The organism is Nostoc cf. commune SO-36 (assembly GCF_023734775.1).
Lineage (GTDB): Bacteria > Cyanobacteriota > Cyanobacteriia > Cyanobacteriales > Nostocaceae > Nostoc > Nostoc commune_A.
In genome coordinates, this window is the sequence record NZ_AP025732.1 from 3,888,755 (window position 1) to 3,914,345 (window position 25,591).

The following is a 25,591-nucleotide window of genomic DNA, read 5'->3' on the forward strand; positions in this document are numbered from 1 at the left end:
AATCGTATTATCTCTCTTGAATTTGCACGCTGCGATTGAATAAATTCATGACTACAGAGATGGTTAAACTCAGAGTGAGATAGGTGAGCATAATCAGTAATATCACTTCTACGGCTTTCCCTGTTTGGTTAAAGGTGGTGGAGGCGACAAAATAAATATCGGGGTAGCCGATCGCGATCGCTAAACTGGTATTTTTTGTCAAACTTAGATATTGACTCGTCAACGGTGGAATAATTACCCGCAAGGCTTGGGGAAAAACCACCAATCGCATAACTAACCCTGGTTTTAATCCTAGCGATCGCGCTGCTTCCCATTGTCCTTTCGGTACTGATTGAATCCCACCCCGGACAATTTCCGCAATAAACGCACCTGTGTAAAAAGTTAATCCCAACAGCAAAGTCGAAAACTCTGGTGATAGGGTAAACCAAGGAAGTTCTAAACCATTTTGACTAATGCCAACAAAGCCCCAAAGGGATATCTTATTTTCTGTTTTCGGGAAACTAAGAAACACAGCAAAATACCAAAACAGCAATTGCAGCAGTAAAGGCGTATTGCGGAAAACCTCTACATAAACCATTGCAATATTTCGCACCAGCCAGTTGTCAGAAAGTCGGGCAATCCCAGCACTTACCCCGACAATGGTTGTCAGAAAAATTCCGGCGATCGCTACTCGCAAGGAGTTAATTAACCCCACCCACAAAGCATGACTGTAGGCGTCAGTGGGTTTATAGCTAATCACCGTCTCGCCAATATCAAAAGATGCTTGTTGCTTAAGAAAATCAAATCCAAACAGAATACCCAATTGCTGCAAATTGCGCTGGAGATTGCCCCACAGTATTACTACTACAACTGCTGCTAAAAATACAGCAATGAGTTGTAAAGCAATGCGCCAAAAACGAACATCACGCCATATAGACGGTTTTAAATTAGTCATTTATTATTTCTCCCCTTGCCTCCTCTGCCCTCTTCTACCGAAACGGCGGAGAATAAAGCAGTCCGCCTTTGCTCCAGAGTTGATTTTGACCACGAGCTAGATTTAGTTTTGTCTTGGGGCCGAGGTTGCGATCGTAAACTTCGGCATAGTTACCAACGTGCTTAATTATTCTGGCTGCAAAATCGTTGGTTAAGCCGAGTCCTTCGCCAAGGTTGCCTTCGGTTCCTAAAAAGCGCTTAATATCTGGGTCAGTACTAGTAGCAAACTGACCAACATTCTGGGAAGTAATGCCCAACTCTTCAGCTTTTACCAGAGAATAAACCACCCACTTAACAGCGTCTCCCCACCTAATATCTCCTTTAGCAACTGCTGGTGCAAGGGGTTCTGAAGATATAACTTCATTGAGAATCACGTTATCTTCTGGTTTGGGTAAAATTGTCCCACGCGAAACTAATGCTGACCGATCAGCTGTAATACCGTCGCAACGACCTTCTACATAAGTAGCAAAAGTAACGTTAACGTCTTCAAAGACAACGGGTTTGTAAGTGATGCCCCTTTTCCGCATTTGGTCTGCTAAGTTCTGTTCGGTAGTAGTGCCAGTTTGAACACAGATTGCTTTATCCTTCAGGTCTGCTAGGGACTTAATGTTGCTACTTTTGCGAACCATTATGGCTTGGCCGTCATAAAAGACCACGGGTGCAAATTCTAGACCTACAGAGGTATCACGGCTAAGTGTCCAGGTAGTATTGCGGCTGAGAATGTCTACTTCGCCAGTTTGCAAAGCTGTAAACCGCTCTTTGGAATTGAGATTGCGAAATTCTACTGCATCTGGGTTGTCAAATAAAGCTGCGGCGATCGCGCGACAGATATCTACATCAATGCCGCTATACTTACCATCGGTTGCCACAAAGCTGAACCCTGGTACTTCACCACTGACACCGCAAATTAACTGACCACGGCTTTTAATATTATCCCAGCGATTTCTAGTTGCTGGTACTGCTGGATTACTGCCTGGAGTGCCCGATGTACTTGCTGTTTGTCCTGAATTTTCACCACAAGCCGCGATCGCGCATACTAGAGGTGCGATCGCTAGAATTAAAGCTGAGTTACGCATAAACTTCATAACTTACTAGATAATCAATAAAAAATGCATTGCTCACTACAATCATTTAGTGAAAACAATTTGTTGCTTGTAATATAAAACTTTAGCAGCCTATGTGCTATGTTTATCCGCTTTTAAAAGTGCTAGTTTAAGTTTTTTCTTATATTTTTAAAAGCCTTAGATACTTGCATAAATTATCTCAACTTGGCTTCAGCTTTTAACTTTGATTAAAAATCCTGCCACTATACTTGATTTAGTAATACATTCATGAAACCTCTAAAAAAAGATTAAAATTTCAGTGAGTTAATGTTATAGCGGTTCTCGTTTTCGTGAGGTATACCCGTAGGGGCACGGCAGTGCCGTGCCCCTACACCTCGTGATGTAATGTTGTACCACATCTGAATGGAAACCACTATATGTACTTCACTGACTAATATTTTGAAAAAAGTAATTATCACTTCTTGAATAATGAGCAAGAGTCTTTGAAGACATATTATTCACAGTGCAGAATGAGCATCTGTTTTTTCTATCTTCATACCCAATGCACCATGCCCAATGCCCCATGCCCAATTCCCTAATTGCACACTTTTATGCGATCGGAAGTATCTACACCAACCCAAACAAATACCCCTAGCAGGTTAAACTAGGTCTGGTAACAACTGCTCCACGTTCTTTATGAGGCTTTTATGGGAGCTAACCTCAAACAGATTGCCGATTATTTAGACAACCTTGGTTGGGACTACCGTTTTGATGATGAAGAAGACCGAATTATAACAGGCGTGGAGGCTGATAACTTAGAAGATTTCCTAATAGTTGTCCAGTTGGATGAAGAGGGAAAATTTTTCCGGGTATTTGCGCCTCAAGTTCTGTCAGGAATTCAAGACCATCCTCACAAGGGAGTTATCCTACAGACAATGCTAGCCATTTCCTGGGAAACCAAAATGTTGCAATGGGAATATGACCCATCCGATGGCGAAATCCGTGCCATCATTGAGTTTCCTCTAGAAGACTCGATTCTCACAGAAAGACAATTTCACCGTTGTCTGAGTGGGTTAATTCAGATTGTGGATGGTGTGGCGATACCTCGCTTAAAAGAAGTTATGGCAACAGGTCTTGATCCGGGGAATATAGAACTTGGGGAAAGACTATTACTCAGTATCCAAGAAGAAGCGCCAGGATTGTTAGATTTGCTAGAAAAGGCAATGGAAGCGCGAAAAAAGCGAGGAAGTTTTCCCAGCGAGTGAGACGGATCATCACTTAAATCGCTATACTCCAAAGTGATACCCTCACTATATACTGAAATTTTCTGGGGCTGGATATTATGACATCCTATGCAACCTCCTCTGCTAAAGCGGAAATGAGTGAACTACGGCGGTTGAAAGGCTTACTACCGCCAGAATTACAGAGCTGGGTCACGGTTGAAGGCACAACTGAAGTCAATCCACCCCTGGTTCGTTGCGAAGAAATTGGTAAAGACCAAGTAGAAATTCAAATTGACTTGGTGAAATGGGATGCCCTCGCAATGGATCAGCGTAATCTGCTGTTCTGGCATGAAGTTGCCCGCGTTCAAAATGACACAATTCCTAAAGATGGTTGGGAAATGGCAGCACTAGCCATCGGTTTAGGTGGTGCTGTCGGCGAATTGTGGGTACAAGATGGATTGCTGCTGGTGTTAGCTTTGTCGCTTTGTGGCGTGTCAGGCTGGCGACTGTACCAAAAGAATAGTGGGGAAAAGCAGCTGAGAGAATTGCTCAATGCTGATGAAAAAGCGATCGCTTTGGCAACTCGTTTTGGTTATAGCCTCCCCAATGCCTACAAGAGCCTTGGCAGCGCCTTAAAAACCCTGATTGACAATACCCCTAGTAAGCGTCAACGGTCGAAATACGAAGCAAGACTCTCTGCCCTCAAGCGCAGTGCAAATAAGGCAAAAGCTAAATCTAAAACTACAGATGAGGGCGCACTCTAGAAACCATAAGTTAGATGGGGTGGAAATTGTCCACCCCACAAAACTGGGAGCATCCCAAATGTGTAAAAACATATTTTGTCATTGCGAGCGTAATGAAATGAAGCGAAGCAATCGCAGCCGCTAGACTTTGCGATTGCTTCATTCCGCTTCGCTCCATTCGCAATGACTAGTTCTAATTGGTAAATTTGCAAAATTGGGATGCTCCCACAAAACTACTTAAATTAGTTATGATTTACGTCCGGGGTTGCGGATCGTTGGCTATGCCACAATACGGTTCGTTAAAATTAGTTGGTCTGTACCTCAATTACGAATTACGAATTACGAATTATCTGTAACTCGTCCAGTCAAATTTGCAATCATCAATACTAATTCATTCAGTTCAAGCGGTTTAGCTAGATGCATTTGGAAACCAGCATCAATTGCCTTTTGCCGCTCTTGTTCGGTGGCATAGGCAGTGATTGCTGCTGCTGGAATTTGTCCCCCAGCTTCATCTGCAAGCGCTCTCACCTGACTAATCAGGGAAAAACCATCTTCCTCTGGCATCCCAATATCTGCTAGAAGCAGATCATATTTGCTAGGAGATTCAGTTAAAGCAGCCATCGCTTCCCTTGCCGATGTAACAACTACTACTTCAGCCCCGAAGTCTTCTAACATCCACCTAATTAAGTCGCGGCTATCCGCTTGATCGTCTACAGCTAAAATGCATAACCCTTCAAGGGTAAGGGGTGGATTTTGACCATTGAATGTGTCTAGAGTCTGCGACAAAAGGCTCGGCTCTAAATCAGTTGGCGGTGTAATCTCCGGTGGCATTAAGCGCAGAGGCAGCCTGATGAGGATGGTGGTTCCTAGTCCCTCGCCTGCACTTTGCGCTTCAGCTGTTCCACCGTGAAGTTCTACAATATGACGGACGATTGACAAGCCTAATCCAAGTCCCTGAGTTGTTTTGCTGCTGCTAGAATCTCCTTGGCGGAAGCGATCGAAAATGTATGGCAGCAACTCTGCCCGGATACCAACTCCTGTGTCGCAGACTCGAAGTTCAGCATGACTATATACAGCTTCGAGGATAATTCCCACTCGCCCACCATCTGGAGTGAACTTAATCGCGTTAGAAAGTAAATTCCACAAAACTTGCTGTAAGCGATCAAAATCTCCGACAACCATCGCCGAGTTCAAGTCGGAAACAATTTCAATGCTTTTCGCTTCTGCGGAAAATTCGATAGACTCAATGGCGGCATTCACTACTGAAACCAAATCGATTAGACGAGTGTTTAAATGAAGCTTTCCACTCGTAATCCGTGATAGATCGAGCATATCATCGATTAACTGAGCCTGTAAATTAGCACTCCGCTCCACCACTTCCCAGGCACGAGCGATCGCTAAAGAATCTAAATTGCGGGTGCGGAAAAGTTGCGCCCAGCCCAGTATAGTATTGAGCGGGTTACGAAGTTCATGGGAGAGGTTCGAGAGGAATTCATCTTTGGCTCGGTTGGCAATTTCCGCCTGTTGACGGGCTGATTGCTCCTGTGCCAGAAGATCGGATCGCTCTAACTCAAACTGTTTGCGATCGCTAATATCTTCAATGGCCAGCAAAATCCTTTGGACATCTCCCTGTTGAATAATTTTCCAACCATTGAGCAGCATGATTTTCTTCCCAATCCGCTCAAAACTATGCTCTACTTCCCAGTTTTCAATAGAGGTATTGTTGGCAAGAATGTCTTCTAAGAGCGATCGCAGTCCGGGCAGGTTCCATTGACCATTCCCTAGTTCAAAAATCAGAGATTCGGCTGTCTCTAATGGTGAAACCTGAAATGTTTCATAAAACGAGTGATTGGCTTTATTCACCCGGAAATCAGAATCAAGGACGATTAACGGCACTTGTACCGTCTCCACAATTGCTTCAGCGTAATTCCGGGCTTCTTCTAACGTTACTGCACTGCGTTTAAGACCATCAATATCTATTAACACCAACACTACACCGTCAATCTTGTTTTCTGTAGTGCGATAAGGACGGATGCGGAGGTTATACCAATGTCCCCCCAGAGTTTGGACTTCTAATTCTTTGATGCTGAGTGTGTCAAGTACCTCCAAAATTAGAGTTTCTAAGTCAGGAACATCGAGATTAGCTCTGATGTCGCTCAAAGGTCGTCCAGTATCGGCGGGAATTAAATTGAAAAGTCGCTGCGCCATTGGCGTAAAACGTCGAATGCATAAGTCCAAAGTCAATATCAAAATGGGAATATTGATACTGGCAAGCAAATTCGTGAGATCGTTGTTAACTAGGTGTAATTCCTGGTTTCGAGAGCGAAATTCTTCATTGGTTGTGTTGAGTTCTTCGTTGGTTGCCTGAATCTCTTCTTTGGCAGTTTCTAACTCCTCATTGGTGCTTTGCAACTCTTCATTACTGGAGAGGATTTCTTCATTGGCAACTTTCAGGTCTTGATTGATATCCTCCTGCTCTTGGATCACCGCTTGTAGATATTCTTGAGTCGCAGCCCGCTCTTGGATGGCGGTTGCAAGTTCCTGCCTGAGCCGAACAATCTCTCGCTCTAAGTCTGGCTGCTCTAAACTTTCAAGATTTACTGTGTTGATATTATTAACCGTGGGTGGCACTTGTTCAAATAAAACCAGAAAGTAGAGTTCTTTGTCAGTCCCAGGCTTGAATGGAATCACTTCAAGATTGATGATTTTTGAAAGATCACCATCTTCAATTCGTAACCCTTCTCTTCTAACTAGAATTTTTTGTCGTTGTGCCTGATAAATTGTCGCCCGTAGCTCGATGAGCAAGCCTTGGCGTACCATTTTGAATAAGTTAAGACTCGGTTTCCCAGGTGCAAGTTTGAGGTAGAGATCGATTTCTCCCCGAAATTGCAGCACCTCCATCTTGTCATTAATCACCACACCCACTGGAGCATAGCGATTCAAGATTAGTTGGTCAGTTTTTCTCTCTAAGTCCACCTCATCCGATGGATTCTCATTAGTTAGCTTTGATTCGTCCACTTTTGCGACAGGATAATTGCTGGTAATGAACGAAAAACTTGGACGAATTACAGTTAGGTTTTTGCTATAGATTTTATACTTTTTGTCAATTAGAGTAAACAAGTCCGAATATTTACCTGTGCTTTCTGAAGTCCCTAGCAGCAAAAAGCCAGTCGGGTTAAGACTGTAATGAAAGATGGGCAATATCCGTTTTTGCAACGTTTCGTTCAAGTAAATCAGTACATTCCGGCAGCTAATTAAATCTAAGTCAGAAAAAGGGGGATCGCTACCCAAGTCTTGCCTAGCAAACACACATAGTTCGCGCACAGCTTTGTTAATTTGATATCCACCGCCCTCAAGGGCATTAAAAAATCGGCGGCGGCTCTCTGGTGAGACTTCCACCATTTGATTCTCTGCATAAATACCCGATCTCGCTTTGTCAATCGCTATTTCACTGATGTCTGTGGCAAAAATTTGGATCGGCGGCGAGGTTACTTTATCTGACAAAAACTCCAGCAAGGAGATAGCGATGGAATACACTTCTTCGCCCGTCGAACACCCAGCTACCCAAATCCGAATCGGCAACTTTGCTGATTTGTTTTGGATGATGGTAGGAAAGACTCGCTCTTTCAAGAGTTCAAATGCTTCGGAATCGCGGAAAAAATGGGTTACATGGATCAGAATTTCTTCATAGAGCGCCTTGACTTCACCCGGATTATTTTGCAAATACTCGGCATAATCCTGCAAGCGTTCTAGTTTATACAACAGCATTCGGCGCTGGATTCGGCGCTCGATGGTGTTGGGCTTGTAGTGGCTGAAGTCAACGCCAGTTTGCGATCGCAACAACATAAATATAGTCGTCAGGGCATCTCCCTGTTCGGGCAAGTTCTCAATTGCGATCGGTGGCAATGAGTCAGCAATAAAAGGATTGTGACTGAGGTTTACCAGTTCCTCGGCAATTTTTTGCGGCGGCAGCACAAAATCGACATTCCCGGTAGCAACAGCAGTATTGGGCATACTATCGAATTTTGCTGTGTCTTCACACTGAGCAAAAGTCACGCCTCCCTCTGCCTTGATTGCCTTCAGCCCCAGTGAACCGTCTCCATCCGCTCCCGATAAAACCACTGCGATCGCTTTGTGCCCTTGTTCTGCTGCCAATGAAGTGAAGAAAGCATCAGCAGGCATATATTTACCCTGAATTTTCTCTCGCGGCGTGAGTCGCAATACTCCACCAGACAACATCATCTTAGTATTAGGCGGAATAACATAGACCTGGTTCGGTTCTACAATCACGCCGTCTTTCACTTCATTGACGGGCATTTTAGTTACTCTTCCCAGAATCTCGCTCAATAGACTCTTGTGGTTAGGGTCTAAGTGTTGAATCAGCACAAATGCCATCCCTGTATCGGTAAGCAAATGTTTGAGCAACTGCGTAAATGCTTCTAATCCACCCGCAGAGGCGGCAATGCCAACGATGGGAAATAAAGCATTTGCAATGTTTTGTTGCTCTACGTCTAACACTTCATTAGCGGTATCAGATACAGGTTGTTCAGAGGGTTGCTCGGATGTCATAGGATAAAGTTTAGCACTGCAATGGTTTAGCAACTAAGAGGATGTTTAAGAAGTATCAAATATTTTTTGATCCCCTCTAACCCTCTTTAAAAAAGCTACGGTGTACACACAAGTCTCTTGATCTGCACCTTTGATGCATCGCCCTGCACCTTTGATGCATCAACTTGCACCTTTGATGCATCAACTTGCACCTTTGTTGCATCAACTTGCACCTTTGATGCATCGATTTGCACCTTTGTTGCATCGACTCGCACCTTTGTTGTATCGATTCGCACCTTTGTTGTATCAATTTGCACCTTTGTTGCATCGATCTACAAAAATTAACCCACCCTACGTTTCGTAGCAACTTTAAAAGACTTGTGTGTACACCGTAGCCTTAAAAAAGGGGAGAATAAGAGTCTTAAAACAATTCGCAATTCGCAATTACGTTAGCAAGTCTTGCCTACGGCACGCCAAGTTCGGTTAAGCCCAAAAAATAAAAATGTGTAGGTTGGGGAGCCACTGCGTTCATTGGTGTCAACTTAACGTGAAACGCTTGTCAAAACTTGATATTGAGTTCTTTGGCTTCCCATCACTCACCTCGTTACCCCACCCTAACCCTCCCCTTATAAAGGGGAGGGAACAAGATTTCTTTTTTCCCCCCTTTATAAGGGGGGATTAAGGGGGGTAAAACGTTTGTGGGATAAGCGTTTGAACTTAAGTTGACACCAATGCACTGCGTTGGGCGGCTATGCCGACTTGTAGCACGTGGCGTTTGAGGAACGAAACCCAACATTTTGCGGGGTTTGTTGGGTTTCACTTCGTTCAACCCAACCTACAAATATTCTTAACTGATACATAAATAGTATGAAGTATAAGTCAAAACGCCCAAATTTCATCAAAGTCAACACCCTAGTCTAAATCCCCCTCACAAAACTCCTTAAATGACCCATAGTATTAATTCCCAGAAACTTAATATATCTAAGATATTAATTAAAGCTAGTTAGCATGAGGATAAGGATTATTAGCAATTGCTAAAATGCCAAGTACAGCAACAAAATCATCAACAACTATCGGTTTAGGGAACTCCAAGAAATAAATTATCCAATATTGCTGTGGGGTGGGCATCCTGCCCGCCCAGTCTACAGCTTACTATGTATAGTTTTCATTAACAATTTTTACTATAACATCCTATTGTTAAAGCTCATGTTTCAATCAATGTTTTAATAGTGTATAAGTTGTATAACTTGTATAACTTGTATAATACTACTAATAATTTCTCTGAATAAAAAATTTAAATTATTCCCATGCTCAATAACTAATGCTGTCAATAATATGTCTAACGAAGTAGAATTTCTCTATCGTTCGGTACTAGTTAACACAAAATTTCAGTTACTGTATGTGTACACTGCGCCTGAAGATGGCAAAAGAGATGACCAATATCATGAGCGATTGCAAGCTTAACTACAGCATATCGAAGTAGAAAATTTAATCATTTTCATTTGATGCAACTTCAGCTATCGCGTTAAGTGCAATGAGTGAGAATAACAAATAAGAAATGGGAACTACGGGAAAATACCACTTTTACAAGACGTGAACACCGATCTAGGCGATCGCCATCATGTTCTTACAATAACGATATGAAAACAAAAACTTTCCTTTTCTTGGAGTCTAACCTACAGAAAGCCGCCGTGGTCTGAGGTCAGCAGTGCTTTACGCTTTTATGATGTCTAAGATGGTTCGTTCCTGAAAAAGCCTATGCAACCTACTAATCCTAACCAATTTACAGAAAAAGCCTGGGAAGCGATCGCCCATACCCCGGATATTGTTAAACAATATCAACAACAGCAAATAGAAAGCGAACACCTGATGAAAGCGCTGCTAGAACAAGATGGTCTAGCAACAGGGATTCTCACTAAGGCGGGTGTTAACCTCCAAAAACTGCGCGATCGCACTGAACAATTTTTTCAACGTCAGCCGAAAGTATCCGGTACTAGCAGTTCTGTCTACTTAGGACGCAGCTTAGATACACTTCTAGATCGAGCAGACGGATATCGCCAAGAGTTTCAAGACGAATATATTTCAATTGAACACTTATTGTTGGCTTACGCTAAAGATGACCGCTTTGGCAAAGCTTTATTCCAAGAGTTTGGTTTAGACGAAGGCAAACTCAAAAATATTATTAAACAAGTTCGAGGGAGTCAAAAAGTGACTGATCAAAATCCAGAAGGCAAATACGATGCGCTGAAGAAGTTCGCGCGTGACCTGACGGAAGAAGCCCGCGAAGGCAAGCTCGACCCTGTCATCGGTCGCGACGACGAGATTCGCCGCACCATTCAGGTCCTGTCGCGCCGTACCAAGAACAACCCCGTTCTAATCGGTGAACCAGGCGTCGGTAAAACTGCGATCGCGGAGGGCCTTGCGCTGCGCATCGTCAATGGCGACGTGCCTGAAAGCTTGAAAGACAAGAAGCTGATGGCGCTCGATATGGGCGCGTTGATCGCCGGCGCAAAATATCGCGGTGAGTTCGAGGAGCGCCTAAAAGCAGTATTAAAAGAAGTTACTGAATCTGGCGGCAATATTGTTTTATTTATTGATGAAATTCACACCGTTGTCGGCGCTGGTGCAACCCAAGGCGCAATGGATGCGGGTAACTTGTTAAAACCAATGTTGGCGCGGGGCGAATTGCGCTGTATTGGGGCGACAACTCTAGATGAATACCGCAAACATATCGAAAAGGATGCCGCACTAGAAAGACGCTTCCAGCAAGTTTATGTCGATCAACCCAGTGTAGAAGATAGTATTTCGATTTTGCGCGGGTTGAGAGAACGTTATGAAAACCACCACGGGGTGAAGATTTCGGATAGTGCTTTAGTTGCAGCCGCCGTATTGTCGAGTCGATATATTAGCGATCGCTTCCTCCCTGATAAAGCCATTGACTTGGTAGACGAAGCCGCCGCCAGATTGAAAATGGAGATTACCTCCAAACCAGAAGAACTCGACGAAATCGATCGCAAGATTCTGCAATTGGAAATGGAGAAGTTATCGCTGAAAAAAGAAAGCGATGCCGCTTCTCGTGAACGTCTAGAAAAATTAGAAAAAGAAATTGCCGATCTCAAAGAAGAACAAAGAACCCTAAATAGTCAATGGCAATCTGAAAAAGATATCATTGACAAAATTCAGTCTGTTAAAAAAGAGATTGAACGGGTCAACTTAGAGATTCAGCAAGCAGAACGCGACTATGATCTAAACCGCGCTGCGGAGTTGAAATACGGCAATTTAACCAGTTTGCACCGTCAATTAGAAACAGTAGAAGCTGAATTGGCAAGCGCTCAAAGAAGTGGTAAATCACTATTACGAGAAGAAGTCACAGAAGCTGATATTGCCGAAATTATTTCTAAATGGACAGGAATTCCCATCAGCAAGCTGGTGGAATCTGAGAAAGAAAAACTGCTGCATTTAGAAGATGAATTGCACCGCCGCGTAGTTGGACAAGAAGAAGCAGTCACAGCTGTAGCCGATGCAATTCAGCGATCGCGCGCTGGACTAGCCGATCCTAATCGTCCTATCGCTAGTTTTATTTTCCTTGGCCCGACAGGTGTGGGTAAAACCGAGTTGGCGAAAGCGCTGGCGGGGTTTATGTTCGATAGCGAAGATTCGCTAGTACGAATCGATATGTCAGAGTACATGGAGAAACACGCCGTCTCCCGCTTAATCGGTGCGCCTCCAGGATACGTGGGTTATGAAGAAGGCGGACAACTTACAGAAGCGATTCGCCGCCGTCCTTATTCAGTGATTCTCTTCGACGAAATCGAGAAAGCACACCCCGATGTATTTAATATCTTCTTGCAAATTCTCGATGATGGTCGCGTCACTGATGCCCAAGGTCATAAAGTAGACTTCAAGAACGCTATTATCATCATGACCAGCAACATCGGTTCGCAGTACATTCTTGATATCGCCGGAGATAATGCCCACTACGACGAAATGCGCCGCCGAGTCATGGAAGCAATGCGAAATAGCTTCCGTCCAGAGTTTCTGAACCGGATTGATGAAATTATCATCTTCCACGGTTTAGATAAGAAGGAATTGCGGCATATTGTGCTGTTGCAAGTTGAGAGACTGCGCCAAAGACTTAGCGATCGTAAAATATCCCTCAAGCTTTCGGATACTGCACTTGACTTTTTAGCCGAAGTAGGATACGACCCCGTATATGGGGCACGTCCACTGAAGCGGGCAATTCAGCGAGAGTTAGAAACTCAAATTGCCAAAGCCATCTTGCGCGGCGAATTCAACAACGGCGACACCATCTTTGTAGATGTGCAAAATGAGCGTCTTTCTTTTAGTCGCTTACCTGCTGAGGTCTTTACCAGCTAATTGAAGCTCATCTCATATCATGTCCGTATAATTTAGTTGTGATTTCCACAGTCATTGCACCCCACCCCCAACCCCTCCCCGCTTGCGGGGAGGGGAGACAAAGCGTAGCTTTGGCGGGGTGGGGTTCTGTGGGTCTGATAATCAAGCGGACATGATATTACGAATTATTCTGTCCCTTACAAATCACTTGTCGCATTTTACGCATATTTGCAGGCAACTCCAAGTTCATTGCTTGTTGAATGAACACTGATGGAATTGGAATCAGAGGTGTAGCTTGCACAGTATAAGCAAGTATTGTGCCGTTACCGCAATCTTTGAGTTCTAAATTGGCGTTAAAATCCTCAAAAGTCCCTTTTACCATGCGGAATTGGATTTGTTGCCCCAGCACTTCTACAACGTTGAGGTAAATTTCCACTTGAGCCGTGAAAAAGAAAAAGGCTTTTTGTGCTGCTTGATACAGGCGTTTGACTTCACCTTTGTGCAATATTTCGCTTTTAGTGATATCGGGAAAATATTGCACCCACCGGGGGTAATCAGTTAATTGCTGCCAAACTTGCGATCGCACCATCGGCACATACATCCAGGCTGTCACTGCGCCACCCCACCTTTTGTGCGATCGCGTTTCTACTAAAATTTCACCCTGTACCAGCAAGTTTTGCTTGTCTTGATTCCAAGCCATATCTGAACCTGCAATAATTGAGTCTGATATATAAGATACAGACATAATGATTTAAGTTACTCCTCAACTCATCCACCTAAATGAAGTTGAATCTACAAGCTGTAAAACTTGGCTTAAGATCCAACCCCTTAAACTTTAGCTCCAGTCTAATACTTATCTTTTGCAGAAACAGCGATTTTTGCTAATTATTTCAGTTACTTTACTGTAAAAACTGTGTTTCTTATTACAATTAATACAATTAATACTGAAGTAAGTTTTATCAAAGCAATATTTATAAATGAAAAACTGCGTTGTTAGCCGCTAGAATGGCACAAACACGACCTAATATCAAGCACTTTAACCCAACGTTTGGATAGCTTCTCTAAACTTTTACGTATTATTTCTGATGAAACTGCAACTTCATGAGAACTTCATATCTTAATTATCAATATCAAATGTAATGTCTGTTGAGTTGAGAGGAAAAGTAGGTGAATCAATCTTCTTTAAATCGTAGATTAATCCAGATTTTTGGTATCCTTCTCGGCGTTAGCGTCGCCGTTTGGGTACTCAGAGGCTTTGGTATTCTTACTTTTATTCCAGGTGGAGTAATTTGGCTATTGTTACTTGGGGCGATCGCGATCGGGATTATCAGTTACGCCCAAAGGACATGGTGGCGTTTTTAGTCATTTGTCATTGGTCATTGGTCATTGGTCTAAGATACAAGAGTTTTCGGTATATAGTGCGCCACTCCTGGGCGAAAAAAACTAATGATATCGAACTAATTCAAATTATTAAGGGAAACGAACATGACAAAGTATAAATGTACTGTTTGCAGCTACATATATGACCCAGAACAAGGCGATCCAGATAGTGACATAGCACCGGGAACAGCCTTTGAAGATATCCCAGAAGATTGGTCATGTCCAACTTGCGGTGCGACAAAAGACGACTTTGAACCTGATGAAGAGTGAAAATAACAGCTAGCCTAGAAAGTAGGTGCTGTAAAAGAGACATTTTTGAAATTGTTACCGTTACAAATTGTAGTTATTGGGGGTGGGGCAGCAGGATTTTTTGGCGCGATCGCTTGTGCTAAAGCAAATCCTGATGCCCAAGTTACTTTACTCGAAGCTAGTCGCCAGCCCCTAGCGAAAGTGCTAATTTCTGGTGGCGGACGCTGCAACGTGACTCATGCTTGTTTTGAGCCGGAGGAGTTAGTGCAAAATTACCCCAGAGGTGCAAAAGCTTTGCGGGGTGCTTTAACTCGGTTTGGGCCTCAAGATACAGTAACTTGGTTTGCGACTCACGGAGTCTATCTCAAAACTGAAGCTGATAACCGGATGTTTCCCGTCACCAATACTTCAGAAACCATTGTGGAATGTCTGATTAAAGTGGTGGCGAAATCTGGGGTAAAACTCCGTCTAGGTACACACGTAACTTCAGTGAGAACCCTCGCAGATGGGGGTTTTGATATCCTTCTGAAGTCGGGAGAGACGATTAAATGCGATCGCTTACTTTTTGCAACCGGCAGCAGTCTTGTGGGTTATAAAATTCTTCGAGAGTTAGGTCATCAAATTGAACCACCAGTACCCTCGTTATTTACCTTCAACATTGTCGATCAAAAGTCTGCGGGAATTGGCTGGAGTTAGCGTTAATCCTGCCCAATTACGGTTATCTGCGGGTGGAAAATCCCAATTACAACAAATTGGGCCATTGTTAATTACCCACTGGGGTTTGAGCGGCCCGGCTGTTTTGAAGCTTTCTGCTTGGGGTGCGAGAGTTCTCCACGAAAGCCGCTATCAAGCCAAGTTATTGATTAATTGGCTACCTGATTTGCCACAAGAACAAGTGCGAGAAAAAGTTTTAGCAGTTAAAGATGAATGGGGAAAGAAAGCGATCGCATTGCATCGCGGCGTTGATCTCCCTCATCGTCTCTGGCAATATATCATTGCCCGTGCAGGCATCACCACAGAAGACCGTTGGGCAGAAATATCTAGTAAAACCTTAAATCAACTGGTGCAAGAACTTACTCAGGGACAATATTTAATCAACGGTAAAGGAGCTTTCAAAGAAGAATTTGTTACCTGTGGCGGCGTCAACCTCAAAGAAGTCAACTTCAAGACGATGGAAAGTAGATTAGTTCCTGGTCTTTATTTTGCCGGAGAAATCTTAGATATTGATGGTGTTACCGGTGGGTTTAACTTCCAAAGTGCTTGGACAACCGGGTATTTAGCAGGGCTAGCAATGGCAACTAATGACTAGTTCTAAGGGCGCAAGGTCTTGCGCCCCTACCGCATATCTATTTACCTGAAAACAGATGTAATGTAGCAGACTACTATAACGATAAAAGGATCATAAAGAGGGAAAATTATCTTGCAATTGTAGATCAATTTTGAACACACCCAACAATGAAATTCAGCGAAATCCTCCGTCAATTTGGTGACGCGGCCACTAATCATAGCCTGACTAGCAACCCAGACCAAGACCCAGAAATTACAGGGGTAGCAGCCATTGATGAAGCTAGCAACGGTACAATCAGCTACGTAGAAGGGGCAAAATTTGGGTCTTTTGTCGGCAAGACCAATGCTAGTGCTTTAATTTTGCCCCAAGATGAAAAATTACAAATGGTTGCACAAGAGAGGGGTATTGTCTGGATAGCATCTTCAGAACCGCGACTGTTGTTTGCCAAAGCGATCGCACTTTTTTATCAACCATATCGCCCTACCCCAGAAATTCATCCCACTGCTGTGATTCACTCCACTGCAAAAGTTGGTAGTGATGTTTATATTGGCCCCCATGCTGTGATTCAACAAGGGGTAGAAATTGGCAATGGTGCAATTATTCATCCCAATGTGGTAGTTTATCCAGATGCCAAAATTGGCGATCGCAACCACCTTACACGCCAACTGTACCATCCACGAAACGCACCCGCATCGGTGCAGATTGTGTCATTCACAGTCGGTGCTGTGATTGGTGCTGAAGGCTTTGGTTGTTGTTCCTACCCGGACTGGCTGGTTCAAAATGGAACAATCTGGCTACACAGTCTTAGAAGATGGGGTAGAAGTTGGTTGCAACAGTGGGATTGATCGCCCAGCCGTTGGAGAAACAAGGGGTAGGCCGCAATACAAGTAATTGATAACTTAGTGCAAATAGGTTCACGGTTGCCAAATCGGTGCTGGTTGTGCGATCGCAGGTCAGCGTTGGCATGGCGGGAGGTGTTCAACTGGGAAATCGCGTTATCTTAGCGGGACAAACAGGAATAGCCAATCAAGTGAAAATAGGAGATGGGGTGATGACATCTGCTCAAGCTGGAATTCACAGCGATGTTGCACCAGGAGAAATTGTCTGCGGAACTCCAGCCCTTCCTTACAAACTATATCTCAAGGTATGTGCTGTTTATGGTCGCCTGCCAGATATGTATCAATCGTTAAAACAATTGCAACGTAAATTCAAAAATAGCAATGATTAACTTTATTGATCGTGCGTAAAATCTCATCCCGCAAGTGGCGTGAGGATGTAAGCACGGTTAAATTATGGGGTTTGATATCCCATAATTTAACACTATATGTACGAAAACATATCTCAAGAAAAGCAACTAACAGCCTTAGTTCCGGTTTATCAGTTTCCCAATGCGGAATTAATCTTTGGATTAACAACTAACTCTCATCCAACTTTCTGGTTTTACTCATTTAGTGCAACTTTGCATTAAATTGACACTTAAGCCCCTTGTACTCAATAAACTAAAATCCTAATTTTTCCAACACTGGTTTTGTAGAAACAACGTGGCGTTCTAAACCCAGTTCTTCTGGACTAACCCCAAGTGCCAAAGCAATTAACTGGGATAAATGCAATACTGGTAAACCTAACTTTTGTTCAATCACCTTTTCTACTTCTGGCTGACGCGAATCTAAATTTAAGTGGCACAAAGGACAAGGTGTAACTATACAGTCAGCACCAGATGCTAAAGCATCCTGAATATGCATCCCCGCCATCTTAAAAGATTGGGTAGTGGCATAACTAGAAAGCGGCCAACCACAACATTGTGTCCGGCCTCGGTAATAAATTGGTGTTGCACCCACCGCCTGAAACATATTTTCCATCGCTTCCGGTTGGAAGGGGTCATCATAGGGCATAGATTTTTGGGCGCGCAGGAGATAACAGCCATAAAAAGCCGCACATTTTAATCCACTTAACTTCCGAGTGACACGTTTGGTAATTTCCTCTAAACCGTAATCTGTCACCAAGGCGTAGAGAAGATGTTTCACATCAGTACTGCCGCGATAAGGCGAACAGCCTTCTTTATGCAGTAAGCCATTAACCTGTTCAATATAGACAGGATTAGAAGTCTGACATTCTTTCAGGTGTTCGTTGACATGACCAATAACACCTTGACAAGTGCTGCAATGGGTAAGTAGGGGGAGATTTAATTCTTCTGCTAAAGCAATATTTCTGGCGTTAACTGTATCTTCTAGTAGTTGCGAATCTTCTTTAAATGTGCCAGAACCGCAGCAAGCAGCTTTTTTAAGTTCAACCAATTCAATACCCAGTGCTTGGGTAAGCGCTTGAGTTGATTGGTAAAGTTCCCGACAAGCGCCTTGAGCAACACAACCGGGGAAGTAAGCGTATTTCAGCGTGTGAGGTAGCATAGAGGTATGTTTGAGTTAGAGCGATCGCTCTAAAAATAACTGTTTTATCATTCCCTTGTTAGCAGCGAAGTTCTGATGTTTGATGTTCAACGATCCTTTAACCGTCTAGGTTCAAAGCCGCAGCATCTAGATATTCTTATTGCTAGCAAGGCTTTAAATACTGATAGAGACATTGTAAAAAATTTTAGCAATAATTGGAAAACTAAAGCATTTAGACGGTATCGGCCATGCTGTCACCTCCTCTACTGCCCAAGTGTTGCCAAAAAACTTACCCCATTCGTTTTAGAAATGGCAGGAGTTTTTTAGAAGAAAAACCTTTAGCAGTGTACTGGCGATCGCGCTTGACGATAAGATGTATATGCTCAAAACAATGTCTCCCATAAAGAGCAGAACCTAAGAACTGGTTAAGGACTTTTATTACTTATGAGCCAAACGGAACTTTTTGATAAGGTCAAAAAAATTGTCGCCGAACAATTGAGTGTTGACGACGTTGCCAAAATCACACCCCAGTCCAAGTTTATGGACGATCTAGGAGCAGACTCTTTAGATACCGTTGAATTGGTGATGGCTTTGGAAGAAGAATTTGATATCGAAATTCCTGACGAAGCTGCCGAGCAGATTATATCCGTTCAAGACGCAGTAGATTACATCAATAACAAAGTTGCCGCATCAGCTTAATTAGGGATTGGGGATGGGAGATTAGGGATTGGGAAAATTTTCTCCGTACCTAGTCACCGCAAGGGTAACGCTTTTAACGTCGCTAAGGTCAGTCGCTCATGGGCAGCCATTGCGATCTTCTCCCTTGGCGCTAGCCTCTCCCTTGGGGAGAAGGAGAGCCACTGCGGTCTTGGGGTCCGTCCCCAAGTGAAGCAAGTGGCGTAAGACACTAAAAGCAATGGGGTTTTCTCAAATATTTGCATAGTGTCTTTAAACAAGAGAGCAAGTGGCCTCAGAAACCCCTAACACCACCCTGGGCTCACATTACACTACTCGCTAACACCCGAATTTTTCGCCTGCTGCTTTTTCGCCATTTTTAACTGAATCATGACAGATTATACACGTAAACGCAGGTTGTTGTAACTGGTGTTGGCGCGATTACACCTATAGGTAACACAGCAACAGAATATTGGAATGGATTATTGAGTGGACGCAATGGCATCGACTACATCACTTTATTTGATGCGTCTCGCCATGATTGCCGCATTGCTGGTGAGGTGAAAAACTTCGATCCGCATGATTACTTGGAGCGCAAAGAGGCCAAGCGCATGGATCGATTTTCTCAATTTGGGGTTGCGGCAGCAAAACAGGCTCTAGCTAACGCGGAGTTAGTGATCAATGACCTGAATGCAGAACAAGTAGGTGTGATGATCGGTTCTGGCGTTGGTGGCATTAAGGTATTAGAAGACCAGCAAACCATCTACCTCAACCGTGGCCCCGATCGCTGTAGTCCATTCATGATCCCAATGATGATCGCCAATATGGCGGCAGGACTAACGGCAATTCATACAGGTGCTAAAGGGCCAAACTCTTGCCCTGTAACTGCCTGTGCTGCTGGCTCTAACGCTGTAGGCGATGCTTTTCGCTTAATTCAAGGGGGATATGCCCAAGCGATGATTTGCGGGGGAACGGAGTCAGCTGTCACACCATTATCGATAGCTGGGTTCGCCGCCTGCAAAGCCCTCTCTTTTAACAATGATGATCCGGCTCATGCTTGCCGTCCCTTTGACCGCGATCGCAACGGATTTGTCTTGGGTGAAGGTTCAGGAATTTTAATTTTAGAAGAAACTGCAACACGCCTTAAGTCGCGGCGCTCACATTTATGCCGAAATGATTGGCTATGGTATGACCTGTGACGCTTACCATATCACCTCTCCCGTACCCGGTGGACTCGGAGCCGCTAGAGCGATCGAACTAGCCCTGAAGGACGGCGGTATAACTCCCGAACAGATTAGCTATATTAACGCCCACGGCACTAGTACCCCAGCGAATGATTCAACTGAAACCTCAGCCATCAAAAAAGCCTTGGGAGAACATGCCTATAAGGTGGCAATTAGCTCTACCAAATCGATGACAGGTCATTTATTGGGCGGTTGCTGGAGGTATTGAAAGGCAAGTCGCAACAGTACTGGCGATCGGCTAATGACCAAATTCCACCGACAATAAATCTAGAAAACGTCCCGATCTCAGAGTGTGACTTAGATTACGTGCCTAACTCTAGCCGCGCTCAAAAATGTTGCAGGTGGGCAATATCCAATTCTTTTGGGTTTGGCGGTCATAATGTCACACTGGCCTTTTAAGAAATACGTTTAAACAAGAGGCAGGAGGCAGGGGAGCAGGGAGCAGTGGGATGAGAGAGTGAGGGAAGAATTAATAACCAATGCCCCATGCCCAATGCCCAATGCCCCATGCCCAATGCCCAATGCCCCATGCCCAATGCCCAATGCCCAATGCCCAAAGTATCAGAAATATCATTCCGATATAAAGTAAGCGTTCAACATGACCCAATTATCAGCTTGATTTATCACCATAAACTCAGGAGATCCCGCTTGTCCATCCACAAGCGGGAATGGGATGATGAGGATACTGTGGGGAATCTAAAATAACCCCAGCAAGAGAAGCTACCAAGAGTGCTAACCCGTCGTTAAAAACAAGAGATTATGACTGTTGCAACCCAATCCGCCAAAGAATTGTCCCTCGAAGAACTTTGTATTAACTCGATCCGCTTCTTGGCTGTTGATGCCGTAGAAAAAGCAAAATCGGGACACCCAGGACTGCCAATGGGCGCGGCTCCGATGGCTTTTGTCCTCTGGGATCGCTTTATGAAGTTTAATCCCAAAAATCCCAAATGGTTTAACCGCGATCGCTTTGTTTTATCTGCCGGTCATGGCTCGATGTTGCTGTACGCCCTACTGTACTTGACAGGCTACGATAGCGTCACCATTGAAGATATCAAGCTATTCCGTCAATGGGAATCTAAGACCCCTGGACACCCCGAAAACTTCATGACCCCAGGCGTGGAAGTCACAACTGGCCCCTTGGGTCAAGGAATTGCCAATGGAGTTGGTTTAGCGATCGCCGAAGCGCACCTTGCCGCAAAATTTAACAAACCTGATACCAAGATTGTTGACCATTACACCTACGTAATTTTAGGTGACGGTTGCAACATGGAAGGAATTTCCGGTGAAGCTTGTTCTTTCGCAGGACACTTGGGATTAGGCAAACTCATCGCTCTATACGACGACAACCACATTTCCATCGACGGTTCCACAGATGTGGCATTCACCGAAGATGTTTCCAAGCGCTTTGAAGCTTACGGTTGGCATGTGCTTCATGTTCAAGATGGTAATACCGATTTAGAAGCGATCGCCAAAGCAATTGAAGAAGCTAAATCTGTCACCGATAAACCATCAATGATTAAGGTGACAACCACCATCGGTTACGGTTCCCCCAACAAACAAAACACTGCTGGTATTCACGGTGCTGCTTTGGGTGGAGACGAAATAGCATTGACTCGGAAAAATTTGGGTTGGGAATACGAGCCTTTTGATATTCCACAAGATGCTCTCAACCACACACGCAAAGCAGTTGAACGCGGCGCAGGTTACGAAACCGAATGGAACAAAACATTTGCCGACTACAAAGCTAAGTATCCTCAAGAAGCAGCTGAGTTTGAACGCTACATTAGCAGCAAACTACCCGATGGTTGGGATAAGGTACTACCCACCTACACCCCCGAAGACAAAGGATTGCCCACCCGTAAGCATTCAGAAACCTGCCTCAACAAACTAGCGGCGGTTTTACCTGAATTGATCGGTGGTTCGGCTGACTTAACCCACTCCAACTTGACCGAAATCAAGGGTAAGGGCGACTTCCAAAAAGGAGAATACCAAAATCCCAACATCCACTTTGGGGTGCGGGAACATGCTATGGGCGCAATCTGTAATGGTATAGCGCTGCACACTTCGGGATTAATTCCCTACGTGCTACTTCTTGATCTTCTCAGATTATATGCGTGCTGCCATCCGCTTATCCGCCCTTTCTCAAGCTGGTTCGATTTGGGTGATGACTCACGATTCCATTGGACAAGGTGAAGACGGCCCAACACACCAACCCATTGAAACTCTTGCTTCCTTGAGAGCCATTCCTAATTTATTAGTGTTTCGTCCCGCAGACGGTAACGAAACTTCTGGCGCTTATAAAGCGCGTAGCGATAGAGAAATCCAAGGAAAACGCTCCATCTCTGTTGGCGTTCACCCGTCAAAACGTCCCCAACTTAGCAGGTACATCCATTGAAGGTGTAGCGAAGGGTGGATACACCGTGGTAGATAGCGAAGGTACACCCGATATCATCTTGATTGCTACTGGTTCAGAATTGAGCCTCGCCGTTGGCGCAGCCGAAAAACTCAAGGCTGAAGGTAAGAAAGTTCGTGTCGTCTCACTACCTTCATGGGAACTGTTTGAAGCGCAGGATGCGGCTTATAAAGAGTCGATTTTGCCAAAAGCTGTTACCAAGCGTTTGTCTGTAGAAGCTGCTAGCAGTTTCGGTTGGCACAAATATGTAGGTACTGAAGGCGATTGCGTTAGTATTGATCGCTTTGGTGCTTCGGCTCCAGGTGGTGTTTGTCTAGAGAAGTTTGGCTTTAGCGTTGATAATGTATTAGCTAAGGCTAAACAATTGTTGGGTTAATAGCAACAGAATATTCTCAAAATTTTGTGAGGTGGGCTGAAAAGCCCGCCTTTTTTTTTACACAGAGGGGCGCTGAGTGAGATTGTTTATAATTGAGATAATTAGTTAAATATTGGTAGGAAGTTATGCAAGAAGTTTTTAGCTATCATCAGGAACTTATCAATCGGATATCGCCAATTGTGGAAAATTTATTTCAAGGTAATAGTTTATATCAAGTAAAGTTAAACCAACGGGAAATGATCCAAATGTTAGTTGAACTATTTGGGAAATTTTCGCCAGAAGAAATAAGTGAAATTAAAGATGATGATTTGACAGACAGAATTGATAGTATTTTAGTTTTAGAGGCAGTTTCAGGTACGTTAAATGATTTAACACCGGAGCAAATAGCTATTTTTGATGCAGCAGTAGAAGGAAGACCAATAAGGTGAGTTATTTACTAGATTCAAATATTGTTAGTTATATTTTGAAGAGAAATTTAATTGTAGATCAGAAGTTTAGGGAAGTTCGTCGTCTGAAAGAAGATGTGTTTATTAGTTGCATAACTTACTATGAAGTCAAACGAGGTCTTTTAGCTATCAATGCTACTAGACAGTTAGCTGAGTTTAATAAGTTTTGTCAAACCTATAAAATTTTATTAATAGATGATTTAGAGATTATTGAGCTAGCGTGTGAAATATATGTGGACTTACAACGCAGGGGCTTTACTATCCAAGAGCAAGATATATTGATAGCAGCAACAGCGATCGCACGCGGTTTAATTCTGGTTTCTAATGACTCTGATTTGCTGAGAGTTCAGGGGATTAATTTAGAAAATTGGGCAAGAACAGAATCTTGAATTTGAGAGGATATCACCCTGGTAATAACTAGCTTAACTGACTTAGTATATTTAAGGATGTAACAGTAAAACTTTATTCAATATACTAACTATACTCTCAATGGAATCTTCGGAATCGCGTTTTAAACAATCTTTTCCTGCAATTATACCAATTTACTTGACTGGAGAACCCAATCAACCTATCCAACTTTATCAAGGTTCCTTAAAAATTACTCAAGAAGGAACTGTATATGAAGGAAATGGTACTGTTTTCTTTGAATGGCTGCCATCTCCCGATGTTAAGTTCCTATTTTCAAAATCTGATAATGAGTTTCTTATTCAGCTTGAACTTGGTAAAGGTAATCTAAATCTTTCAGAAATCCAAAGCTATGCTGAAGTTTTTATTTCTAGTATTCCTATGGACTTTGAGCATGAAAGTGGAGATATTTCAGGTACTTTAAATAAACCAGCAATATTAAGGTCGGAAAATAATTTATCACATATAGTCTTTCACCTAACCAACTTTCATCAATTTAGTGGGATGCCTATATCAACATCAAGGGCAATGTGGCGAGGCAGACTCATATTAGAAGCTGAGAATTGGAATGTTTTCATTGACAGCCTGCAAAACCTCGGAGATATTATAAAGTCTCTTGAATCAAAAGGAGGCTACGCTATAACTCATGTGGGGAGACTCGAACGTTCTGATAAAAAGCCTTTTACCACAAAGGATGCTGATGATGTATTGGAAGCTTTGCATTGGTTTGTCTCTTTTTGTAGAGGCTTTAGGACTTCTCCCATCCTATTAGTCGGTTATGACAACAGCAGCGAAAAGGTTTGGGAAAACTGTACTTATTCTTATACAACGTCAGCCTGGCGAAGTGTGCATTCGTGGTTTGCAGATTCACAAGATTCTTGCAGTCTCGGCAAACTTTTTCCAGGTTTCCTTAATCGCTGGCGAAGTACTACTTGGAATCAGCCGATAAGGTTTGCAATCCATTGGTATTTGGAAAGTATTGCTCAAGCCGGAGCTGTACAAGGTTCCATTGTTTTGATGCAAGCTGCTTTTGAAATCCTTGCTTGGACTCTTCTAGTGGAAGAAAAAGGTATTATCAGTCAACAAGAATTTGAAAAACTTAAAGCAGCAGAAAAACTAAGACATCTCCTTTCACAGTGTGGTGTTCCACTAAAAATACCTGACAGCTTAACTGAATTGCTCAAAGCCTCAAAGGAATTAAATTGGGTTGATGGCGCACAGGCTTTAACAGAGATACGTAATGCAATCGTTCATCCTAATCCAAAAAAGCGTCAAAAATATCTTAACCGACCCTTTCCAGAACAAATAGATGCTTATAAACTTGGCTTATGGTATTTAGAACTGATTCTGTTAAATCTTTTTGAGTACAAAGGCAAGTACTTCAACCGTATAGCAAATAAAGAATTTTATCAGGAAAATATCGAAGTTGTTCCTTGGGGTTAAAAAATAAACTGAAGCGATTGGTGTGGAATTAGGAATTTGGCAAGATCGCTATCAGAATATAGAATTACCTTGGTTGCGCTGGTGGGATAATCAGGGTAATTTGCTACATACAGATGGGAGCGATCGCAGCAAACAGAAGCGCGATCGCAACGCTTGGCTGCTAAACTAAGAGTTAACTTTGAAAAATTAATTTAATTATTTTGTCAACTATCTTTAGATAGATAGGGTAAACACTACACGATTTATCATTAGAAATTGCTTCTAATAAAAGAAATATAGATAGGTTCATATTTTATTGGTTTTGTCAATATGTAATCTCCAGTATGAACTAGTAAATCAGCATGGCCTTCTGTAGGCTGAATCTATATTCATGCTTTCAGGGGATACAGTTATGACTTTATAG

Annotated in this window: 20 protein-coding genes and 4 pseudogenes; 17 read left to right on the forward strand and 7 right to left on the reverse strand. The window is 43.2% G+C overall.

Annotated elements, in window-relative coordinates:
• Positions 1–7: 7 nt before the first annotated feature.
• Both ANSO36C_RS17470 and ANSO36C_RS17475 read right to left on the reverse strand, forming a co-directional pair.
• A complete protein-coding gene (locus ANSO36C_RS17470; protein ID WP_251955567.1) occupies positions 8–934 on the reverse strand; it encodes an amino acid ABC transporter permease in 927 nt (308 codons plus the stop codon).
• A gap of 34 nt (positions 935–968) precedes the next feature.
• Entirely contained in the window at positions 969–2,048 is a 1,080-nt protein-coding gene (locus tag ANSO36C_RS17475; protein ID WP_251960358.1) for an amino acid ABC transporter substrate-binding protein, read from the reverse strand.
• Between the two features lie 674 nt (positions 2,049–2,722).
• On the opposite strand from ANSO36C_RS17475, the gene ANSO36C_RS17480 reads away from it, so the two are divergent.
• Both ANSO36C_RS17480 and ANSO36C_RS17485 read left to right on the forward strand, forming a co-directional pair.
• Positions 2,723–3,280 carry a YbjN domain-containing protein gene (locus tag ANSO36C_RS17480; RefSeq protein WP_251955568.1) on the forward strand — a complete coding sequence of 186 codons (558 nt, stop codon included), beginning with the start codon at positions 2,723–2,725 and terminating at the stop codon, positions 3,278–3,280.
• A 77-nt stretch (positions 3,281–3,357) separates the two neighbouring features.
• Positions 3,358–4,002, forward strand: coding sequence for a DUF3318 domain-containing protein (locus tag ANSO36C_RS17485; protein WP_251955569.1), 645 nt, complete (start codon positions 3,358–3,360; stop codon positions 4,000–4,002).
• Between the two features lie 318 nt (positions 4,003–4,320).
• Here ANSO36C_RS17485 and ANSO36C_RS17490 read toward each other — a convergent pair whose 3' ends face one another.
• The 3 genes from ANSO36C_RS17490 to ANSO36C_RS33915 form a co-directional block, all read right to left on the reverse strand.
• On the reverse strand, positions 4,321–8,550 hold the full coding sequence (locus tag ANSO36C_RS17490) for a chemotaxis protein CheB (protein ID WP_251955570.1): 4,230 nt from the start codon (positions 8,548–8,550) through the stop codon (positions 4,321–4,323).
• Positions 8,551–8,645: 95 nt separating this feature from the next.
• Positions 8,646–8,846, reverse strand: coding sequence for a hypothetical protein (locus ANSO36C_RS17495; protein ID WP_251955571.1), 201 nt, complete (start codon positions 8,844–8,846; stop codon positions 8,646–8,648).
• Between the two features lie 682 nt (positions 8,847–9,528).
• Complete coding sequence (locus ANSO36C_RS33915; RefSeq protein WP_267145323.1) at positions 9,529–9,657, reverse strand: hypothetical protein; 129 nt, start codon at positions 9,655–9,657, stop codon at positions 9,529–9,531.
• Between the two features lie 207 nt (positions 9,658–9,864).
• Between ANSO36C_RS33915 and ANSO36C_RS33920 the strand changes: the two genes are divergently transcribed.
• On the forward strand, positions 9,865–9,993 hold the full coding sequence (locus ANSO36C_RS33920) for a hypothetical protein (RefSeq protein WP_267145324.1): 129 nt from the start codon (positions 9,865–9,867) through the stop codon (positions 9,991–9,993).
• A 294-nt stretch (positions 9,994–10,287) separates the two neighbouring features.
• On the forward strand, positions 10,288–12,906 hold the full coding sequence (gene clpB / locus ANSO36C_RS17500; protein WP_251955572.1) for an ATP-dependent chaperone ClpB: 2,619 nt from the start codon (positions 10,288–10,290) through the stop codon (positions 12,904–12,906).
• Between the two features lie 157 nt (positions 12,907–13,063).
• Here the strand turns inward: clpB and ANSO36C_RS17505 are convergent, their stop codons facing one another.
• Positions 13,064–13,630: an SRPBCC family protein gene (locus tag ANSO36C_RS17505; protein WP_251955573.1), complete on the reverse strand. Its 567-nt coding sequence runs from the start codon at positions 13,628–13,630 to the stop codon at positions 13,064–13,066.
• Between the two features lie 422 nt (positions 13,631–14,052).
• Here ANSO36C_RS17505 and ANSO36C_RS17510 point away from each other — a divergent pair, with 422 nt between their 5' ends.
• The 5 genes and pseudogenes from ANSO36C_RS17510 (at position 14,053) to ANSO36C_RS17530 (ending at position 17,270) form a co-directional block, all read left to right on the forward strand.
• Positions 14,053–14,247, forward strand: coding sequence for a hypothetical protein (locus tag ANSO36C_RS17510; RefSeq protein WP_251955574.1), 195 nt, complete (start codon positions 14,053–14,055; stop codon positions 14,245–14,247).
• Positions 14,248–14,370: 123 nt separating this feature from the next.
• A complete protein-coding gene (gene rd, locus ANSO36C_RS17515) occupies positions 14,371–14,535 on the forward strand; it encodes a rubredoxin (protein ID WP_251955575.1) in 165 nt (54 codons plus the stop codon).
• Positions 14,536–14,586: 51 nt separating this feature from the next.
• A pseudogene (locus tag ANSO36C_RS17520) lies at positions 14,587–15,823 on the forward strand (NAD(P)/FAD-dependent oxidoreductase).
• A gap of 146 nt (positions 15,824–15,969) precedes the next feature.
• A pseudogene (gene lpxD, locus ANSO36C_RS17525) lies at positions 15,970–17,030 on the forward strand (UDP-3-O-(3-hydroxymyristoyl)glucosamine N-acyltransferase).
• A 96-nt stretch (positions 17,031–17,126) separates the two neighbouring features.
• Positions 17,127–17,270 carry a DUF928 domain-containing protein gene (locus ANSO36C_RS17530; RefSeq protein WP_251955576.1) on the forward strand — a complete coding sequence of 48 codons (144 nt, stop codon included), beginning with the start codon at positions 17,127–17,129 and terminating at the stop codon, positions 17,268–17,270.
• A 31-nt stretch (positions 17,271–17,301) separates the two neighbouring features.
• Here the strand turns inward: ANSO36C_RS17530 and ANSO36C_RS17535 are convergent, their stop codons facing one another.
• Entirely contained in the window at positions 17,302–18,207 is a 906-nt protein-coding gene (locus ANSO36C_RS17535) for a CoB--CoM heterodisulfide reductase iron-sulfur subunit B family protein (RefSeq protein ID WP_251955577.1), read from the reverse strand.
• A 423-nt stretch (positions 18,208–18,630) separates the two neighbouring features.
• Between ANSO36C_RS17535 and acpP the strand changes: the two genes are divergently transcribed.
• The 8 genes and pseudogenes from acpP (at position 18,631) to ANSO36C_RS17575 (ending at position 25,357) form a co-directional block, all read left to right on the forward strand.
• Complete coding sequence (gene acpP / locus ANSO36C_RS17540) at positions 18,631–18,885, forward strand: acyl carrier protein (RefSeq protein ID WP_251955578.1); 255 nt, start codon at positions 18,631–18,633, stop codon at positions 18,883–18,885.
• A 366-nt stretch (positions 18,886–19,251) separates the two neighbouring features.
• Positions 19,252–20,504: pseudogene (gene fabF / locus ANSO36C_RS17545) on the forward strand (beta-ketoacyl-ACP synthase II).
• A gap of 87 nt (positions 20,505–20,591) precedes the next feature.
• The gene (locus ANSO36C_RS17550) at positions 20,592–20,810 is read left to right on the forward strand and encodes a hypothetical protein (RefSeq protein ID WP_251955579.1); all 219 of its coding nucleotides are present in this window, start codon (positions 20,592–20,594) and stop codon (positions 20,808–20,810) included.
• A gap of 54 nt (positions 20,811–20,864) precedes the next feature.
• Positions 20,865–22,894 (forward strand): annotated as a pseudogene (gene tkt, locus ANSO36C_RS17555) (transketolase).
• A gap of 125 nt (positions 22,895–23,019) precedes the next feature.
• A complete protein-coding gene (locus tag ANSO36C_RS17560; RefSeq protein WP_251955580.1) occupies positions 23,020–23,322 on the forward strand; it encodes a hypothetical protein in 303 nt (100 codons plus the stop codon).
• Positions 23,319–23,729 carry a type II toxin-antitoxin system VapC family toxin gene (locus tag ANSO36C_RS17565; RefSeq protein WP_251955581.1) on the forward strand — a complete coding sequence of 137 codons (411 nt, stop codon included), beginning with the start codon at positions 23,319–23,321 and terminating at the stop codon, positions 23,727–23,729. The genes ANSO36C_RS17560 and ANSO36C_RS17565 overlap by 4 nt, the downstream gene beginning before the upstream one ends.
• Positions 23,730–23,829: 100 nt before the next feature.
• Positions 23,830–25,188, forward strand: coding sequence for a hypothetical protein (locus tag ANSO36C_RS17570; RefSeq protein ID WP_251955582.1), 1,359 nt, complete (start codon positions 23,830–23,832; stop codon positions 25,186–25,188).
• 22 nt (positions 25,189–25,210) lie between these two features.
• The gene (locus ANSO36C_RS17575; RefSeq protein WP_251955583.1) at positions 25,211–25,357 is read left to right on the forward strand and encodes a hypothetical protein; all 147 of its coding nucleotides are present in this window, start codon (positions 25,211–25,213) and stop codon (positions 25,355–25,357) included.
• Positions 25,358–25,591: the final 234 nt, after the last annotated feature.